The 15,776-nt window shown below is 66.4% G+C and carries 20 protein-coding genes; 5 read left to right on the forward strand and 15 right to left on the reverse strand.

The genetic code is table 11. From position 1 onward, the window contains the following. The first annotated feature begins 268 nt into the window (after nucleotides 1-268). The 3 genes from ATE62_RS21945 (at nucleotide 269) to ATE62_RS23060 (ending at nucleotide 2,669) form a co-directional block, all read left to right on the forward strand. Entirely contained in the window at nucleotides 269-556 is a 288-nt protein-coding gene (locus ATE62_RS21945) for an AbrB/MazE/SpoVT family DNA-binding domain-containing protein (RefSeq protein WP_058810206.1), read from the forward strand. Then, the gene (locus tag ATE62_RS21950; protein WP_058810207.1) at nucleotides 553-936 is read left to right on the forward strand and encodes a type II toxin-antitoxin system VapC family toxin; all 384 of its coding nucleotides are present in this window, start codon (nucleotides 553-555) and stop codon (nucleotides 934-936) included. The genes ATE62_RS21945 and ATE62_RS21950 overlap by 4 nt, the downstream gene beginning before the upstream one ends. Nucleotides 937-1,046: 110 nt before the next feature. Continuing rightward, entirely contained in the window at nucleotides 1,047-2,669 is a 1,623-nt protein-coding gene (locus ATE62_RS23060) for an anti-phage dCTP deaminase (RefSeq protein WP_082662973.1), read from the forward strand. Nucleotides 2,670-2,780: 111 nt separating this feature from the next. Here ATE62_RS23060 and ATE62_RS23765 read toward each other — a convergent pair whose 3' ends face one another. After that, on the reverse strand, nucleotides 2,781-2,972 hold the full coding sequence (locus tag ATE62_RS23765; protein WP_156420675.1) for a hypothetical protein: 192 nt from the start codon (nucleotides 2,970-2,972) through the stop codon (nucleotides 2,781-2,783). Nucleotides 2,973-3,158: 186 nt separating this feature from the next. Continuing rightward, nucleotides 3,159-3,362 (reverse strand): type II toxin-antitoxin system ParD family antitoxin, encoded by a 204-nt coding sequence (locus tag ATE62_RS23065; RefSeq protein WP_231736381.1) that lies wholly within the window; start codon nucleotides 3,360-3,362, stop codon nucleotides 3,159-3,161. A 475-nt stretch (nucleotides 3,363-3,837) separates the two neighbouring features. Here ATE62_RS23065 and ATE62_RS21955 point away from each other — a divergent pair, with 475 nt between their 5' ends. Continuing rightward, on the forward strand, nucleotides 3,838-4,305 hold the full coding sequence (locus ATE62_RS21955; RefSeq protein WP_197411765.1) for a RidA family protein: 468 nt from the start codon (nucleotides 3,838-3,840) through the stop codon (nucleotides 4,303-4,305). 69 nt (nucleotides 4,306-4,374) lie between these two features. Continuing rightward, on the forward strand, nucleotides 4,375-4,845 hold the full coding sequence (locus ATE62_RS21960) for a MarR family winged helix-turn-helix transcriptional regulator (protein WP_058810209.1): 471 nt from the start codon (nucleotides 4,375-4,377) through the stop codon (nucleotides 4,843-4,845). 144 nt (nucleotides 4,846-4,989) lie between these two features. Here the strand turns inward: ATE62_RS21960 and ATE62_RS21965 are convergent, their stop codons facing one another. From ATE62_RS21965 to ATE62_RS22020, 13 genes are all read right to left on the reverse strand, one after another. After that, entirely contained in the window at nucleotides 4,990-5,274 is a 285-nt protein-coding gene (locus ATE62_RS21965; RefSeq protein ID WP_058810210.1) for a hypothetical protein, read from the reverse strand. A 119-nt stretch (nucleotides 5,275-5,393) separates the two neighbouring features. Then, entirely contained in the window at nucleotides 5,394-6,551 is a 1,158-nt protein-coding gene (locus ATE62_RS21970) for a GGDEF domain-containing protein (RefSeq protein WP_058810211.1), read from the reverse strand. A gap of 106 nt (nucleotides 6,552-6,657) precedes the next feature. Further along, nucleotides 6,658-7,674 carry a LacI family DNA-binding transcriptional regulator gene (locus ATE62_RS21975; protein WP_058810212.1) on the reverse strand — a complete coding sequence of 339 codons (1,017 nt, stop codon included), beginning with the start codon at nucleotides 7,672-7,674 and terminating at the stop codon, nucleotides 6,658-6,660. Between the two features lie 49 nt (nucleotides 7,675-7,723). After that, nucleotides 7,724-8,479 carry a sulfotransferase family 2 domain-containing protein gene (locus ATE62_RS21980; RefSeq protein WP_082662975.1) on the reverse strand — a complete coding sequence of 252 codons (756 nt, stop codon included), beginning with the start codon at nucleotides 8,477-8,479 and terminating at the stop codon, nucleotides 7,724-7,726. Beyond that, nucleotides 8,476-9,276 carry a sulfotransferase gene (locus ATE62_RS21985; protein ID WP_156420676.1) on the reverse strand — a complete coding sequence of 267 codons (801 nt, stop codon included), beginning with the start codon at nucleotides 9,274-9,276 and terminating at the stop codon, nucleotides 8,476-8,478. Before ATE62_RS21985 ends, ATE62_RS21980 begins: the two co-directional genes overlap by 4 nt. After that, a complete protein-coding gene (locus ATE62_RS23770; protein WP_058810215.1) occupies nucleotides 9,273-10,109 on the reverse strand; it encodes a glycosyltransferase in 837 nt (278 codons plus the stop codon). Before ATE62_RS23770 ends, ATE62_RS21985 begins: the two co-directional genes overlap by 4 nt. Beyond that, a complete protein-coding gene (locus ATE62_RS23775; protein WP_058810216.1) occupies nucleotides 10,106-10,732 on the reverse strand; it encodes a sulfotransferase family 2 domain-containing protein in 627 nt (208 codons plus the stop codon). Before ATE62_RS23775 ends, ATE62_RS23770 begins: the two co-directional genes overlap by 4 nt. Then, nucleotides 10,729-12,549 (reverse strand): asparagine synthase-related protein, encoded by a 1,821-nt coding sequence (locus ATE62_RS22000; RefSeq protein WP_058810217.1) that lies wholly within the window; start codon nucleotides 12,547-12,549, stop codon nucleotides 10,729-10,731. The genes ATE62_RS23775 and ATE62_RS22000 overlap by 4 nt, the downstream gene beginning before the upstream one ends. 201 nt (nucleotides 12,550-12,750) lie before the next feature. Further along, entirely contained in the window at nucleotides 12,751-12,891 is a 141-nt protein-coding gene (locus ATE62_RS23475; protein ID WP_156420678.1) for a hypothetical protein, read from the reverse strand. Between the two features lie 128 nt (nucleotides 12,892-13,019). Beyond that, nucleotides 13,020-13,310 carry a PqqD family peptide modification chaperone gene (locus ATE62_RS22005; protein ID WP_058810218.1) on the reverse strand — a complete coding sequence of 97 codons (291 nt, stop codon included), beginning with the start codon at nucleotides 13,308-13,310 and terminating at the stop codon, nucleotides 13,020-13,022. Nucleotides 13,311-13,365: 55 nt separating this feature from the next. Then, a complete protein-coding gene (locus ATE62_RS22010) occupies nucleotides 13,366-14,220 on the reverse strand; it encodes a sulfotransferase domain-containing protein (protein ID WP_058810219.1) in 855 nt (284 codons plus the stop codon). 3 nt (nucleotides 14,221-14,223) lie between these two features. Continuing rightward, entirely contained in the window at nucleotides 14,224-15,144 is a 921-nt protein-coding gene (locus ATE62_RS22015; protein ID WP_058810220.1) for a hypothetical protein, read from the reverse strand. 2 nt (nucleotides 15,145-15,146) lie between these two features. Further along, the gene (locus ATE62_RS22020) at nucleotides 15,147-15,746 is read right to left on the reverse strand and encodes an aspartyl/asparaginyl beta-hydroxylase domain-containing protein (RefSeq protein WP_058810221.1); all 600 of its coding nucleotides are present in this window, start codon (nucleotides 15,744-15,746) and stop codon (nucleotides 15,147-15,149) included. Nucleotides 15,747-15,776: the final 30 nt, after the last annotated feature.

Consider the following 15,776-nt stretch of genomic DNA (forward strand, 5'->3'; position numbering starts at 1 on the left):
GGGGAATTGCAAGGGGGTGGGGGAGGTTGGTGCGCGCAGCAACGGCGTGCGGGCGGCGAGGACGCGAAGATTTTTCGCACAAAGCCACGAAGCCACAAAGGGGACGGCTCTTCCCTTCGTCGTCACCCTCGAGCGAGACGCGTGGCTCGCTCGACTTGATCCGGGGTCCCGCTCAGCCACGTCGAAAAGCGGGACCCCGGATAGTCCGGGGTGACGGCAATGGACTGACCCGCTTGTTGACCCGCCCCGCAAATGCTATCTTACCGGTATGACCAAGGAAACCAGAGTCTCCGCCAAGGGCCAGGTCGTCATCCCCAAGGACGTCCGCGACCGGCTGAACTGGGACGTCGGCACGGTCCTCGAAGTCGTCGACGGCCCCGCCGGCGTGATGCTCCGCGCCAAGCCCAAGGCAAAACCGGCGCTAAGCTTCGAAGAGGCGATGGCGAAGCTGCGCAAGACGGTGAACTACAAGGGCCCCCGGATCAGCGACGAGGATGCGCACGCCGCGATCGACCGCATGTTTCGCGAGGACAAAAGCTGGGACCCGCCGAATTGAAGGCGGTCGATACCAACATCCTCGCGCGTTTCATGCTGGACGACGATCCGGTGCAATCGCCGCTAGCGCGCGATCTGGTGAAGGCAGGCGTGTTCGTCCCGCTGACCGTACTGCTCGAACTCGGATGGCTACTGCAATCGCGCTACGGTCTGGCGCGCGAACATCTCGCCGCTTCGCTGATAGACCTGTTCGATGTCCCCGGCATCGTGCTGGACGATGATCGGGCGGTCCGCGCTGCGGTGGCGGCTTATGCAAAAGGCGGCGATTTCGCCGACCATCTCCATCTGGTCGCGGCGAAGGGCGTCGAAGCGTTTGTGACCTTCGACCGGGGCATGGCGGCGAACGATGCGATCGGGGTGATGGTTGAAGTTGTGGATTGAGACTGAAGATTTGGGGGTATTGCACCTGTCGCTGCAATTGTAATTCATGAAATGGACGTAGTCTGAGATATGAACTACGATTTCTCGACCTAATTCGGGGGGCAAGCGAATTGAAGCACTATGATCGTCAAAATCCTAAGCCGGAGTTCGTAATTGGCTTAGCGGGCCCCGTCGGGACAGATATGCGCCTCGTTTCCCAGATTTTGGCGCAAGAGCTGCGCGCATATCGATATCATCCATTGCATATTCGAGTCAGTGACCTGATTCAGTCATGGTGCTCCGACGAGGTTCAAGGCGTAATTTCTGACGCGAAAGAGGATCTTCGGATTGACCGCCTGATGAATGCCGGAGACCTGATCCGTTCGGCCGCCGGTACGGGCGCAGGAGTCATGCCGTTAGTAGTCTCAGCAATAAGGCACGCCAGACAGAAAACTCTGCTGGCAGAAGGTTGTGAAATAGATTTCGAAGATGTGGAGTTATACAACCATTGCTTCATTATAAATAGCCTTAAGCATCCCGACGAAGTGGAAGTTCTGAGGCGCATCTATGGCGAAAAGTTTGTGATGGTCTCTGCCGTATTATCGCAATCGAAAAGAAAGGAATATTTGCAAAGTAAAATAGCCAAAAGCTATAATCGCACTGATTACTCGTCATTTTCTCAGAAGGCTGAGTTTTTAATTGAAAAAGATAGGAGGAGATCGGGGAGCTCTCTTGGTCAGAACATCAGCGGAACTTTCCATCTTGCAGACTATTTTCTTAGAGCCAACGAATGCATTGAGAAGGATGCTAAGCGCTTACTTCATATGCTTTTTGGTCATCCGGGGGTGACGCCCACCCGGAACGAGTTTGTGATGTTTGAGGCTCGCTCAAATGCGTTGAGATCCGGGGACCTTTCTAGGCAAGTCGGTGCTGTCGTCACTAACTCCAATCTGGAGATCGTTTCGAGGGGGTGTAATGAGGTACCAACCGTGGGTGGGGATACTTACTGGGCAGATGACGAGGGTGTTTTAGATACGCGAGATTACGCTGCCGGGAGAGATTTCAACGCTGTCAAAAAAGTAGAAATTTTAGAGGAGTTATTCGAGTTCCTCGACAGTAACTCGTTTCTAAAAGTTGAAAGCTCTAACGATGGTCCGGGTCACAGCAAGTCATCGCAGCGTCTCGTCAGTCAACTTGTATTCGGTGATAAAAAAGGGGCGTTTAAGGATCTGCGTGTTTCGAATCTTATAGAGTTCGGGAGAATGGTTCACGCGGAAATGTTCGCATTGATGGAAGCTGCTCGTCGAGGATTGGCGGTCGAGGGTGGAACCCTGTATTGTACCACATTCCCCTGCCACATGTGTGCTCGACATATCATTGCGGCTGGAATCCGCGAGGTATTTTACATTGAGCCTTATCCTAAGAGCATGACGCAGGAATTGTACGGAGACATGGTTTCGATAGAGCCAAATCCCGATGAGGTTGAACAATCTCGCAACATATCAAGGCCAGCAAAAGTGTATTTTCAGCCGTTTCATGGTGCCGCACCTAGGATATTTCAAGCCGCTTTTGAAATGCCGAAGCGTAAGGACGAGCAAGGATATCGGCTACCGTATGACGAAGAAAAAGCTCGGCCGAAATGGATTTCCCTTTCGAAATCTCACATACCCTTGGAAGCTATGTTTGCGTCTGTTTTGCGGTCGGTCCCGATAGTGGCAGATGTAACAGCAATAACTGGAAAGAACGTTCAATGAAGATTGGCACTACTGAACTTAAATCTCAATTAGATAGGGACGAACTATTCGTGTCTAGGCTTAGTTCTAATGTAAAAAACGCTTATGCCGGAGAAATTAAGGGATTTTGGCCTAAAGCGAAGAACCTATGGGATGTAAAAGTCGATCGCAAAGCTTGATTTTTAGATCGGTGACAGGTGCAACAATCCCCAAACACACCGCCAATCCCAACTCCTGCCCCGCATGGAATATCCGCAACACCTCGACCACCGCTTCAACCCGATAGGCAATAACCGTCCGCCCCCGAAAGTTCAGCGTGCGCACGCCCGGTGCGATGTCGTCGCGTGGGGTGCCGCGGTGGGGGGTAAGTGGCGCGGTCGGCCGTATGGGCTTCGATGGAGCTGGTGGAGACGAAGGCCGTGTCGGGATCGGCGCGGGCGGCGATCCGGCCATAGAGGCGTGTGAGGTCGTCGGTGGCGGTCCGGCGCCGGACGGCGCGGACTTTTGGCGTCAAGCACCTTGGCTCGTCCGTTTCGCGTGGCGGGCGGCAAGGCCGCGGCGGACCGTTTCGGCGGGCTGGACCGGGCGGGGGTCGGCAAGGGCTTCGGCGACGCGGGCCTTGCGCCGTTCGTCGAGTAAAGCTTCCTCGCGATCGCGCGCGCGCAGGCCGGCGCGGACGACCTCGCCGACCCAGGCGGTGCGGCCCGATTTCACGCGATCCTGCGCCGCGGCGGTGAGCGGGCCGAGCGAGCGGCGCGTCCCGATCGCGGGTTAGGAAAAATGGCTCTTTCCAAAACTATCCAAATAGGTTATAACTGGCGCCGTTTCACTCCAAATGATTCGGGCGATGGATAATGGGGCCGATGGTGGCGAGGATTTATCGGGAGAGACCGGCATTCACGCCGCGCGGCGGCGCGTACCGGAACGCGCGCTTTCCGGGCCCGCGCTTGCCGAGGGGTGCAAGCCGTTCGACCGCACCCGACGAACGCATCGACGGTTTGCGTGAAGTTCGAGCAAAAGCGCGTCCCCGGCATCGTCATTAGGCTGAACTTTACTGAACTTTGGCCGCGGGAGACGACGCGGCCCGCGGCATGGCGATGAGACGGACCGCCCCGCCCGGCGCGGCGCTTGCGCCCGCACGCCCCGCCTGTCACCTTTCGCCCCGAGAAAACGAAAAGGGGAGATGATCATGCGAAGCCCATATGCCGCGCTCGCCGCCGCCGCGCTGGCCCTGCCGTTCGCGGCGCCCGCCGCGGCGCGTCAGCCTGCGGACGTGATCATGCCGGTCGATCCCCAGGCGCGCGCCTTTCAGGAGGAGGTCGGCTTTGCCGATGCGGTGATCGCGGGCGACACCATCTATCTCTCGGGCGTGGTCGCGGCGCCGCGCGCGGGCGAGGCGGGGCTCGAGCCCGCCCTCGAGCGCGTCTTCGTGCGCATCGCCGAGGTGCTGGCGCGCGCGGGGGCGTCGTGGGACGATGTCGTCGAGATGACGACCTTCCACACCGACCTGCCGAGTCAGATCGACGCCTTCGTCGCGGTCAAGAACCGCCATGTGAAGGGCCCGCCGCCGGCGTGGACCGCGATCGGCATCGCGCGCCTCTACGAACCCACCGCGATCGTCGAGGTCAAGGTGATCGCGCGCAAACCTAAGGGCTGATCGTCCCGAAGGTCTTGCGCCGCGCCGCGCGGTCGGCGAAAGTCCGCGCCGAAACGGGGAGGGAAACGCGTGCAGGCGGTCGACGACGACAAGGCGCTGGGGATGAAGGTGATGAAGCTGTCGCGGATGCTGCGGCTGCGCTTCGACCGGCGCGTCGTGCCGCTGGGGCTGACCCGCGCGCAGTGGCAGACGATCGCCTGCGTGCGGCGGCGCCCCGGCGCGACCCAGCGCGAGGTCGCGGGGCTGCTCGAGGTCGGCGAGGTCACCGTCGGGCGCTCGATCGACAAGCTCGTCGAGGCGGGCTGGGTCGAACGGCGCGCCGACCCCGCCGACCGCCGCGCGCACCGCATCTGGCTGACCCCCGCGATCGAGCCGCTGATCGACGAGCTTTCGCGAATTGGCACCGAGGAAGAGGAAGCCGCGCTCGCAGGCTTCGACCCCGCCGAACGCGCCGCGCTCCACGCGATGCTCGGACGTATCGCCGCGAACCTCGGCGGCGATGCGGTCGAGGCGGCAGTGTGCGAGCCGGGGGAGGGCTAAGGGGAGAGTCAGTCTGTTTTCTGTTTCCGCTTCGCGGAAACGCGCGGCACCGGCCCGCTCCCCCGCCCGGCCTCCCCGACGATAGGAACCTAGGGAGGCCGGGCGGGGGAGCGGGCCGGTGCCGCCTCGGGCGTCAGCCCGAGATTATTTGAGCTTGAGCGCTTCGGACTTGGTCAGCGTCGTGACGAGCTTGCCATCGACGATGCTGAGCGTGTTCGCGGGAATGCGCACCGTCGCGCCGTTGACGATCGCGAGCACCGCGCCCGAAGGCTGGGCCTGGTACACCTTGCCGATCAGGCGGCCGCCGGTGTCGCGCAGCACTTCGCCCTGCCGGGGCGCGCGTTCGAGCGCGGCCGGCGCGGCGGTTTCGTTGGCGAGCACGGGCGCCGCGACCAACAAGGCGGCGGCGAAGGAGAGAGCGAGACGCATGGATGAACCCCTGTGAGACTATATGCTAAGCTATATTAGTATAAGCATGATTAGTGTGCAATGCACAAATTGACGCTCCCGGCCCATGCGCGATGTGCGTCAAGATCGCGATCTTCGCGTCAGGAGGCGGCGGCGATCCGCGATGCGGGGACCGGCGCCGGCGTGAAAGCGCGGACGCGGTTGCGGCCCGCGCGTTTGGCTTCGTAGAGCGCCTGGTCGGCGTCGCGCATCAGCTGCGACAGGCCCGCGCCGGGCGCCGCTGCGGCGAGGCCGATGCTGACCGTCGGCGCGGTCATGCCGCTGCGGATCGCCTCGGCCAGGCTGCGCGCCGCCTCGATCCCCGCGCCGGGCAGCAGCAGCGCGAACTCCTCGCCGCCGATGCGCCCGGCGATCGTGTCCGCCGGGGCGAGGTTGCGGATATGCGCGCCGAAGGCGGCGATGATCGCGTCGCCCGCGGCGTGGCCGTGGGTGTCGTTGATTGCCTTGAAATGGTCGAGGTCGGCGATCAGCAGCGCTGCGGGGCGGTCGTCGTCGGCGGCGGCGCGGACTGCGGCGCCTGCGGCGCCCTCGAACCCGCGGCGATTGCGCAGCCCCGAGAGCGTATCGCCATGCGCCTGTTCGCGAAGTTCGGCCATCAGGTCGATCGCCGTGCCGATCATCAGGCTCAGCGCGAAGAGGATCGAGATCATCGCTTGGGTGAATTGGACGGTGGTCCAATAGACCGACTGCTGGAAACCCGCATAGCTCGAAAAGCCGCCGGTCAGGCCGATGATGAGCAGCGGGCGGACGATGAAATTGGCGGCCGAGAGCACGCCGACCCAGAAGATGACATGGTCGATCAGATGCGCGCGCTCGACGCGGCGGAGCGCGAGCGGGATCTGGAGCGCGACGAGGCCCAGCGCGATGCTGATCGTCAGCACGCGGTGCGTGATGCTGGGCTGGACGAGCAGGAACCAGAGGAAGAAGGCGAGGCTGACGCCGCAGACCGCGCCCATCGCGCGCCAGGGGATGGCGAGGCGGTAGCGCCCGATCGCCGCACCCGCGATCAGGCAGGCGGCGGCGAGGAAGGCCATGTTCGCCGGCAGCCGCTGGAACTCGAAGGGCAGCACGGGCGCGAAGTCGAGGATCAGGAAGCCCGAGGCCATCGCGACATAGCTGAGCGCGGCGAGCAGCACGTGGCGCTGGTCGCGGCGGTGCAGCCAGAGCATCAGAAAGGCGACCGCCAGCAACAGGCCGATGCCCGGGTTGAGCAATGCGATGAAGAACTGACCCGACACGATGTACGCCTCTCACCCGGCAGCGTAACAAGATTAAGGATAATAAGCCGTTACGATGGCATCAGGGAAGCGACGAAGCGATCAGGCGCTCCCGCGTGCTCGACGTTTAAGCGCTACCGCGCAGCGCCAGACGGACGGGGACGCGGGTGCCGTCGCGGACGTGTTCGTCGTCCTCGAGCGCCATCGCGACCAGCGCTTCGCCTGCGGCGTCGAGGTCGGGCTCGATCGTGGTGAGCGCGGGGTCGGCGAGGGTGCCGGCGCGGATGCCGTCGAAACCGATCAGCGCAACGTCGCCGGGCACGCTGCGCCCCGCCTCCTTCAGTCCCTGCAGCACGCCCAATGCGAGCATGTCGGTCGCGGCGAAGACCGCGTCGACGTCGGGATGCGCGGCGAGCAGGTCGCGCACGCCCTGTACCCCCTGCGCGTGGCGGTCGGCCGCCGAGACTGCGGGCCAGACGATCGGTTCGATGCCATGATCCGCGAGCGCCGCGGCAAGCCCCTCGCGCCGCTCGTCGAACTGGCGCTGCGCCGAATCGGCGGGGCCCAGGAAGGCGATGCGGCGGCGGCCCTGCCCGACCAGATGTTCGGCGGCGAGGCGCCCGCCTGCGTCATTGTCGCTGCGCATCCAGTGGAAAGGGTCGCCGGGGCTGCCCCAGCAGACGAAGTCGAGGCCAGACGCTTGCGCCTCGGCGAAATAGTCCCACGCCGGGCGGTTGCTGGTGGTGCCGATGACGATCATCGCGTCGGCGAGCCCCGAGGCGACGAAGTCGGCGCGGAAATTGGCGGGGCTTTCCTGGAAGCTGACGAGCAGGTTGAAGCGCCGCGCCGACGTCGCTTCGGCGATGCTGCCGAGCAGGGCGAAATAGAAGGGGTTGATCGCGCTGCGGTCCTCGCCGGGGCGGCAGATGGTGACGAGAGCGATCGTCTCGCTGCTCTTCAGCCGCAGCGACGAGGCGTGGCGGTCGACGACATAGCCGAGTTCGCGCGCCGCGGTCGACACGCGCGCGCGCGTCTCGGCATTGACCCCGGGGCTGCCGCGCAGCGCGCGCGAAACGGTCGATTGCGAGACGCCCGCGCGTTCGGCGACGTCGAACGATGTCGGGCGCAGCATCTTTGCGGTCATTCCGGCCTCTTCCCCTCTCTGGCGTCTGTCGCTGCGAGGGGCGCGCTTGTCAATCGGTGAGCGGCCAGCGGCGCGCGCGCACCCAGTCGACGAGCGCGACATCGCCGGGCGAGTCGGCGCGGATGCGCGCGCGCAGATCGTCGTCGAGGATGAGGCGGCGCGCGACCACCTCGCTTTGCGAAGGGTGCGAGGCGGGGAGCGGCGCGGAATCGCCTGCGGCGCGGTGGTGCTGCCAGTCGGCGGGGATGCCGATCGCGTCGCAGAGGAAATCGAGCCCCTCGTTCCAGCGATCGACGGTGGTCACGAACCAGCAGCGCGTCAGCAGCTGCTGCGCCATGGCGAGACGCTGCGCGTCGTCTTCCGGCAGTGCGGCGCCGTAGAGCGCCTCGGCGAAGAAGCGGACCATGTAGTTGCGCTGCTCGGCGAGATAATAGTCGCGGTACCAGCGCTCGAAATCGTCGGGGGCGTGGCCGCGGCTCCAGCGGAAATTATAGAGCGAGACGCAGCGCTCGGCGGGATCGCGCAGCACAGTGAAATAGCGCGCCTCGCGCGGGCGGGGGACGAGGCGGTCGATGCCGTACCAGGTCTGGTGCCCCGAGAGGATTTCGGCGCGGGCGCGCTCCTCGGGCGGGCGGTCGGCGAAATCGGCGCGGCCGTGCGTCTTGCGATAGCTGCGCCCCCAGTGCGAAAATTCGACGAGCTGTTCGTCCATCACGAAATGGCGTTCGAGATGCGCCTTCAATGTCGTGCCGCCGCATTTGGGGACGTGAAGGAATATCCACAGCGGGCGCACGGCGTTAGTCATGCGCCGGTCCTGTCGTAGCCGAAACGGGCGAGCAAGGGGCGGTGCGCGGCGAACACCGCATCGAGGTCGGCGAGCTGATCGGGTGTCAGCCGCGCGATCTGCCCGGCGTTCATGTCGCGTAGCGGCTCGTCGTAGCGACCTTTCACAGGGCGGGCACGGGTGAGGTCGAGGTCGGCGAGTTCGGGGACGAGCGCGGCGATGCGGGCGGTGACGGCGGTGGGCGCGGCGCACATCTCCTCATAGGTGAAGAAGGCGGCGCGCGGACCGAGCGCGGCGCGGTTCGCCTCCTGTGCTGCGAGCGCGGCGACGATATGGCGCGCGGCGGTGGTGGCGAGGCTGTCACCGGAGGCGACGGGTCCGGCCTGGGCGCCGCGGCGGATGATGCCTTCGGCAACGGCATAGGGGTTGCGGACGAGGATCAGGAATGCGGCGGCGGGGAATGCGGCGGCGAGTTGGTCGGCGATCAGCAGGAAGGGGGGCGAAGCAATGACCAGCGTGTCGGCGCCTTCCTGCGCCGCGCGCGCGTGGAATTCCCATGCGCGGCGGGTGCGTGTCCAGTCGTAGGCGGTCGCGTCGCGGAAGGTCGCGACCGACGCCGGGTCGGCCGCCCAAAGCAGGCGCGTGCCGGTGCCGCGCGAGCTGGGGCCGTGGAAACCCGTGACATGCTGGCCCTCGCGCGGCAGCGACCAGGCGCGCGCACAATCGGCGAGCGCTGCGGCGAGGAAGGTCGAGCCGCTGTTGTTCGGCGCGAGCAGGAAGAAATGGCGCCGCACCGCGCCCGTGGCGCCGGTGATCATGCGCGGCTCCGCAGCCAGTCGGCGCGCGCCGCGGCCCACAGGCGGAGCGCTTCCGCATAGGCGGGATCGCGCGCGATCGCATCGGCGTGACGGTCGGGGCGCCACGGTTTGGCGCCGCCGTTGAAGTGCAGCACCTGCGCATCGGCGAGCGGCACGGCTTCGTACACGAAGCTGGCGGCGCGGTGGCCGATCATCAGGTTGAAGGCGGTGCTCACGAGTTCGACGCGATCGCGCAGCAGCAGGTTCCACACCGCCTGGTCGGTGTGCTGCGAGGCGATGAGCGACCAGCCAGCGGGATCGAGCAGGGGCCAGAGCGCGTCGGCCATCGCCGGGTCGGGGTCGCAGACGAGCAGCCCGGCGTTGAAGCTGGCGCGCGCGTCGGCGCTCGCCGCCACTTCGGCGAGCGTGTCGGCGTCGCGCTGGTTGCCGCGCAGCATCGCGGCGTCGGGCGCCGCGACGAGTGGCGCTTCGCTGGCGAGCAGCGAAGAGATATCGCCCCGGAAGAGCAGGTCGCTGTCGGCGAAGATTCGTTTGCCTGGCGTGTCCAGGAGCAGGGTTTCGAGGCTGAGGAAGCGGTCGCGGCGGCCCGCGAGATGCGGGTGTACGGCGACCAGCGCATCGATCGCGGCGGTCAGGCGCGGGCTGGCGGTGCGGCATGAGAGGCGCGGGAAAGCGGCGGCGAGTGCGGCCTGGTCGTCTTCGGACAGGCGGCTGTGGAGGATCAGGATGTCGCCGTCGAACCACGGATTTGTGGCGAGGAAACTCGCGAGCATCACTTCGGTCCCGATACGGAAATCGGGCGATGAGACGGTGACGAGCGTCGGCGCGGTCATGGCGCCGCGTCCGGATCGTAGCCGAAGAGCGCGAAGTCGCGCGCGTAACGCGCGCGGATCATGTCGGCGAGTTCGGTGTCGAGGGTGGCGCCTTGGTTTTCGGGCGAGACATTGACCGGCTCGAGCGGGGCGAGCGGGGCGCCGAGCGCGGCCGACAGGCGCGCCATGCCGGCGGCGAGATTCTCGTGGCGGAGGAGGAGGCTGGTGCGGACTTTTCCGTCGTCGTCGCACAGGAATTCGTGCTGCGGACGGAGCAGGATGTGGCCGCGGTCCTCGGCGAGCGCGCGCTTCATCGTGCCGAGCGGGTCGCGCTCCATCGCGTCGCCCTTGCGCCAGGCGAAGCGCGCGAAGGAGAGAAAGCGGTCGAAGGGCGTACGGACGACCGCGAAGCTGGTCATCGTATCCCACTGGCCGGGGAGGAGGAAGGGCTGGACGTCGCGGTAGGAGAGGTGGCCGTGCCCGATCGCAGCGAGCGGGGCGACGGGGAAATAGCGCTTTTCGAACAGGGTGCATTGTTCCCAGTCGTTCGGCGCGAGCAGCGGGCGGAGCGCGGTGCGCAGCGCATGCCCCGCGGTCTTGGGGATCGCGACGAAGGCGAAGCGGCGGCTGAACGACAGGATCATGGCCGCGCCGCCGGATCGGGCGGGATGTCGAGGAACTGGATCGCGAGACGCAGCGCCGAATCGCGGCTGGTGCCCGTACGGCGCGCGTCGGCGAGGCGCTTGTGCACCTCGGCCATGTCGAGATAGCGCGCACGTTTCGGCGGCGTTTCGGCGGCGTCGAGGCGGTCGGCGATACGGATCATCGCCTCGCCGAGCGCGCGTTCGATCCACGCGACGCGCAGCGGCTCCTTCTTGCTGTTGTTGAGGCGCACGACGTCGGGGAGCAGGCCGGCGCTCGCCTGCTTGATCAGCCAGCGCCGCATCGGACCGCGGCGAAACATGCGCGGCGGCAGCGTGTAGATAAATTCGAGCAGGCGGCGGTCGAGCAGCGGGAAGCGATAGTCGAGACCGTGCGCGGCGCCGCTGATCGCCCAATCCTCGAGCCGCGCGGTGGTCGAGCTGTAGCGCAGCAGATAATGCTGGGTGTGGCGGACGCCGAATTCGCGCAGCCGCGGCACGGGATAGAGGCGCGCGCGGCGGAGGAAGCCGGGGGCGATCAGGCTGTGGCCCGCGCGGGCGCGCCAGCGCAGCGGCAGGCGCGGGCGATATTCGCGGCCGAGGCGGCGGCCGGCGTGATAGATGGTGCGCAGCCCCGCGACGAGACCCGGCCGCTGGGCGTCGCGGTAGAGCGTCGCCCAGCGGCCGGTCGCGAAGAGTTTCGGATGATGGCCGCGGCCGTTGAACGAGGCGCCCTCGTCGCCGCCCCAGCCCGAGAGGATGACCTGGATGTCGCGCGTCGCGGCCTCGCGCTGCGTCGCGCCTTCGTGGAGCAGGTTGCGGATGTCGGGGCCGTGCGTCCAGTCGCGCGCGAACAGCTCGGTCATTTCGTCGGCCGAAAGCGTCGGCGCGGAAAGCTCGAGCCCCAGATGCGCGCGGATCGCTTCGCTCCAGCCCGGTTCGCTGTCGGGGTCGGCGTCCGCGTCGACAGGATGCCAGCTGTACCCCGGCGGGTCGGCGAGGCCGCGGCGGCGGAGTTCGGGTACGGCAAGTGCGGCGATGAGCGAGGAGTCGAGTCCGCCACTCAAATGCACCGCGACGCGCGTCGCGCCGGCGAGGCGGTCGGTCACCGCCTGTTCGACGAGGAAACGGTAGCGTGCGAGGGTTTCGGCGTCGCGGGCGTCCTCGTCGACGGCGATCGCCTCGGGCTGCCACCAGCGGTCGATACGCGCGGTGTCCCCCGACAGGCGCAGCCGGTGACCGGGTTCGAGGCGGCGGACGGAGCGCAGGAAGCTGCGGCCGAGCGGCTGGAACTCGCGGTGGACGAGCGTGGTCGCGACATAATCCTCGTCGAGGTCGTCGGGTACGCCGGGGAGCGCGAGCAGCGCCGCGAGATCGCTGGCGAAGGCCAAGCGGTCCTCGTCGAGCGCATAGAAGAGGGGGCGCGCACCGACATGGTCGCGCGCGGCGAAGCCGTCGCCGGTCGCGGCGTCGTGGAGGACGAAGGCATAGTCGCCATAGAGATGGAGCGGGCAATCGCTGCCCCAGCGGCGCCAGGCGGCGGCGATGTGCGCGGCGGCGGGGGCGCTCGCGGGCGGGGCGAGGTCGCCGAGCGCGGCGCGGAGCTCGGCCTGGCCGTCGATGCGTGCGTCGGCGACGAGGATCAGGTCGCCCGAAAGGAAGAGCGCATCGCACGAGGGTGTGGGAAGCATCGTAGCGACGGCGCCGAACGCGGCCGCTGCGCGCGTTTCGATTGCGGCATCGGGACCGAGCGCGGCGGCGATCGCCGCGCGATCGGCGGGTGCGCCCTGGCGGTCGATACTACCACAAAATCGATGCATTGCGCTTGATCGATCCGCTCCGCTTGTCCGGCCGGTCCCGGAGGATCCTCGACCGTGCAGCCGTGCCCCAGCGGCGGACGGGCGTCAAGCGAGGGCGGCGAAGTGCAGGGCTTCACAACAACGGCAACGGCCGCGCGCGGCGCGGCCGTTTAACACATCCGAAAAGAAAAGGGACGGGCGCCTTCGGGCGCCCGGTCGCAATCAGGACGCGTCGTAGAACGTATCGTCCTGATCTTCGGCGTCGCCGCCGCCGCCGCGGGTGCGCTCGGCCGGGATCACCGAACGCAGTTCGGGCTTCTGCCAATCCTTGCGCGGCGTGCGAGTTTCTACGGTCTTGGTCATGACTTCCCCCTCTTTACGCTGATGCCGGCAGCATAGCCTGCGGCCCTTGCCACCCCAATGACAAATACCTTCTCATAGTGGGACAGAATGACCCTTGCGTCAAGGCAATAGGCCCATGTCCCAAATACTTAGGACTCCTGCAGCGTTACCAGGCCTTTTTCGGCCAGCTCGCCAATGAATCCAATTGTTTCGGAGCGGCAGACACTCGCTTCGACATCATATTCGGCGACCAGCGATTCGCAGATCCCATCGAGCGTCGCGGGCGCCTCGATCAGCGCCCAGATGCGGCCGCCGACCGAATCGATGTCGAAATAATTGCCGCTGTCGATGTCCATCATCATCAGCCCGTCGTCGAAATCGTTGAAGAGTATCGACGGATTGCGTGTGACGAGCGTGCTGCCCGAAATTGCGGCTGTCATGCCTTCCCCCCAAATTCGACCCCGCCGCGGCGATAGCGAGCGGGGGCGTGCGGCGTCAAGCGATTGAAGGCGGCAGATAATCGAGCGTCGCCATCTGCCCGCGATGGTCGGCGACGATACGGGCGACCTGCGCCGATGAGAGTGCGGAGGTCCATTCGCCGGCGCGGCCGCTGCGGAAGAAGGCCGGCATATTGGCGGGCTTTTCCGAAAAGCCCTCGGCCGCCTCGCGCAGCTGGAGCTTTTCAAGGCTGCTGGCCGCGACTGCGGCGGCGACGGCTTCGGGCGTCGCGTCGATGCCCGCCGCGTCGGCGACGCGTCCCAGCGCCGCGGCGGGGTCGGCGAGCATATCCTCGTAGCGGATGATGCAGACGGGGATCGCCCGCTGCTGCGTCCAGCCGGCGACATGGTCGCTCCAGCGGCCGAGGTGGACGGGCAGGAAATCGCTGATCCGGTCGGGCCAGACGTTGAGCGTTGCGCGTGGATCCGCCATGCGCGCGATGGTGGCGTCCAGATCCTGCTGGCTGTGGTGCGCGAAGCTGAGCGCGACGTCGAGCGGATTGCGCACGATGTAGATCGCGGCGCGGCTGGCGTCGGCGGGGAAGAGCGCGGTGCCATCGGTACCCAGCGCATATCGGTCGTGCGTCTTGACGAAAAAGGGCGCGGTCACTTCGGCTGCCATCTGGAGGTGGAGCATCGCGCGATAAGGGAGGAGTTCGGTGGGCGTCATTTCGGCCGAGGAGATGGCGCAGGCGTCGTCGAGCGCGTGGCGGTCGCCGCCAATGATCCCGCCCGCGAGCGCGTTGACGCTGAAGGTCTCGCCCGGCGCGTGGAGCAGATGGGTGAGCATCGCGCGCAGCCAGGTATTGCCCGACTTGGGATAGGAGGCGAGCCAGACGAGCGAGCCGGCCATGCGCTACGGCGCCGGCTGGAGCGCGGGTTCGATGCCGAAATGCTCGATCACCGCCGCCGCCACCGACGCCGGGGTCGCGCCCATCACGGGGCGGCCGATCGCGACCATGTCGACCGACTGGGCGAGGCGGACGACGGCGTCGAAACCCCACGCCTGGAGCCCGAGACCGCGGAGGAAATTCTTGCGGTGGACGTAGCGCGCGAGCGCCTCGACGCGGTTCGCCATCGCGACCGGGCGGCTGGTGATCGCGGTGCCGTTATGGCCCTGGAGCAGCACGACCGCGCGCACGGGCATCGGGTCGGGCCGGAAGCGGTCGACGCCGACATAATATTTCTCGATATCCTCGCGCACCTGGACCTTGTCGTCCGTGTCCTTGCCGAGCAGCGACAGGCTGTCGGTCCACAGCCGCATCGCGGGGAAGGCGGGGATCGCGGTCGCGCCCGCGTCGCCGACGATCACCCCGGTGACGTCGTCGGCGAGCATCGTGCAGCCCGCCGCCATCAGCCCGCCGAGCAAGGTCGATTTGCCCGCCCCCGAGCGCCCGATGACGAGGATCGCGCCCGTATCGCTGGCGATCGAGCAGGCGTGCATCGGCAGGATGCCGCGCTGCATCAGCAGCGCCGAGACCCCGGTGCCGAGGATGATCGAGACGAGCGCGGCGTCGGTCGCGCCGGCTTCGCGCTCGACGGTGATCGACCGGCCGCCCGCGATCAGCAAGCGGCAGATGCCGAAGGCATGGAACAGGATTTCGCCGGGTTCGGCGCGCCAGTTGCGGAAATGCAGCGCGTCGCCCAGCCGGTCGGCGGGGATGGGGGCAAGGACGATCTCGGCGTCGACCGGCGCGGCGGGATCGCCGGGCAGCAGGTGCGGCAGCGCGAGGTCCGATCGCAGGTTGAACCCGTAATGCGAATAAAAACAACCCACGGTCATTTCGCAGGGAGGGTCTCTGCAGCGGCGGTGTTTCCGGTCGCGGCGCGGTCGAAGACTTCGAAGATGAAATGGATGCGGTCGGCATCGCCCTCGTTCACCCCGCCGTGCGGCGCGATATTATTGACTTCCCACGCACGGCCATAGGCGAGATGGTGGCGGTTGGGACCGCAGAGGAAAAAGGCCCCCGGATTGGTGATCAGCGGAACGTGAATCTTGTGCGTCCTGAGGTTCGATCCCGCGCCGTCGCGGTGGAGGTCGATAAGCTGCCCCGCCTCGAGCCGCGCGAGCATCGCCTTGGGAAAGGCGGGATCGGCGAAGCCATAGGGCGCGACCGCGGCATCCATCACCGGCTGGAGCAGCCCGCGCCACACATGCCAGGCGGGATTCTCGTAATGATCCTCGGGGTCGCGGTTGCCCGGGGTGAAGCGGAAGACGATGTGGCGCGTGTGGTGGAAGACTTCGAAATCATTTTCCTTGAGTGCGTCTTCCTGCCCCCAGGTGCGGTCCGAAATGGCGACGACACGGTCGCGCAGCGCCGCCGCGTCGACCGGCCCCAAGTCGCGGACATTGGCGGGTTTGGTAACGATCACGGCCATGGGGTCTTATTGGCGGGTGCGGGCTGGGGC

The organism is Sphingopyxis sp. HIX, from assembly GCF_001468285.1.
Classification (GTDB): domain Bacteria; phylum Pseudomonadota; class Alphaproteobacteria; order Sphingomonadales; family Sphingomonadaceae; genus Sphingopyxis.

Excerpts from the sequence above, each read along its gene's own strand:
- ATE62_RS21945 (WP_058810206.1), top strand. The coding sequence starts at position 269 with ATGACCAAGGAAACCAGAGTCTCCGCCAAGGGCCAGGTCGTCATCCCC.
- ATE62_RS21955 (WP_197411765.1), top strand. The coding sequence starts at position 3,838 with ATGCGAAGCCCATATGCCGCGCTCGCCGCCGCCGCGCTGGCCCTGCCG.
- ATE62_RS21965 (WP_058810210.1), bottom strand. The coding sequence starts at position 5,274 with ATGCGTCTCGCTCTCTCCTTCGCCGCCGCCTTGTTGGTCGCGGCGCCC.
- ATE62_RS21975 (WP_058810212.1), bottom strand. The coding sequence starts at position 7,674 with ATGACCGCAAAGATGCTGCGCCCGACATCGTTCGACGTCGCCGAACGC.
- ATE62_RS21980 (WP_082662975.1), bottom strand. The coding sequence starts at position 8,479 with ATGACTAACGCCGTGCGCCCGCTGTGGATATTCCTTCACGTCCCCAAA.
- ATE62_RS21985 (WP_156420676.1), bottom strand. The coding sequence starts at position 9,276 with ATGATCACCGGCGCCACGGGCGCGGTGCGGCGCCATTTCTTCCTGCTC.
- ATE62_RS23770 (WP_058810215.1), bottom strand. The coding sequence starts at position 10,109 with ATGACCGCGCCGACGCTCGTCACCGTCTCATCGCCCGATTTCCGTATC.
- ATE62_RS23775 (WP_058810216.1), bottom strand. The coding sequence starts at position 10,732 with ATGATCCTGTCGTTCAGCCGCCGCTTCGCCTTCGTCGCGATCCCCAAG.
- ATE62_RS22000 (WP_058810217.1), bottom strand. The coding sequence starts at position 12,549 with ATGCATCGATTTTGTGGTAGTATCGACCGCCAGGGCGCACCCGCCGAT.
- ATE62_RS23475 (WP_156420678.1), bottom strand. The coding sequence starts at position 12,891 with ATGACCAAGACCGTAGAAACTCGCACGCCGCGCAAGGATTGGCAGAAG.
- ATE62_RS22005 (WP_058810218.1), bottom strand. The coding sequence starts at position 13,310 with ATGACAGCCGCAATTTCGGGCAGCACGCTCGTCACACGCAATCCGTCG.
- ATE62_RS22010 (WP_058810219.1), bottom strand. The coding sequence starts at position 14,220 with ATGGCCGGCTCGCTCGTCTGGCTCGCCTCCTATCCCAAGTCGGGCAAT.
- ATE62_RS22020 (WP_058810221.1), bottom strand. The coding sequence starts at position 15,746 with ATGGCCGTGATCGTTACCAAACCCGCCAATGTCCGCGACTTGGGGCCG.